The organism is Diplocloster modestus, assembly GCF_019042245.1.
Lineage (GTDB): Bacteria > Bacillota > Clostridia > Lachnospirales > Lachnospiraceae > Diplocloster > Diplocloster modestus.
On the sequence record NZ_JAHQCX010000042.1, the window covers coordinates 1 to 516 of the forward strand.

The window sequence follows — 516 nt, forward strand, 5'->3', positions numbered from 1 at the left end:
TTTAGTTTTCGCATACGAGGCTTTCACTCTCTCTGGCCGGCTTTCCCAAAACCGTTCTGCTAACTTCCATGTCACTTATTGCGGTCCATAACCCCGGAATGCACGCATTCCGGTTTAGGCTCTTTCCCGTTCGCTCGCCGCTACTTAGGAAATCGATTTTTCTTTCTCTTCCTCCGGCTACTTAGATGTTTCAGTTCACCGGGTTCCCTCCGTATGGCTATGTATTCACCATACGGTGACTGAGGTTTGCTCAGCCGGGTTTCCCCATTCAGATATCTCCGGATCGTAGGATATTTGCTCCTCCCCGAAGCTTTTCGCAGCTTATCACGTCTTTCATCGGCTCTTAGTGCCAAGGCATCCACCCTGCGCTCTTGTTCGCTTGACCTGCATTTATACATAGCGTTGTATAAATGGGTCGTTGGTTCTTGATTTTTTCTCGGATTCTTTGAATTGGTTTCAATTAATCTTTTTAATCTCGGATGTCTTGAAGTTTCTTTTTTCTCGGTTCTGTTGGCG

General features: G+C 46.5%; 1 rRNA gene. It reads right to left on the bottom strand.

Annotated features, from left to right (window positions below):
* A 23S ribosomal RNA gene (locus tag KTH90_RS24715) occupies positions 1 to 385 on the bottom strand; the annotation flags it as partial.
* Between the last annotated feature and the right edge of the window lie 131 nt (positions 386 to 516).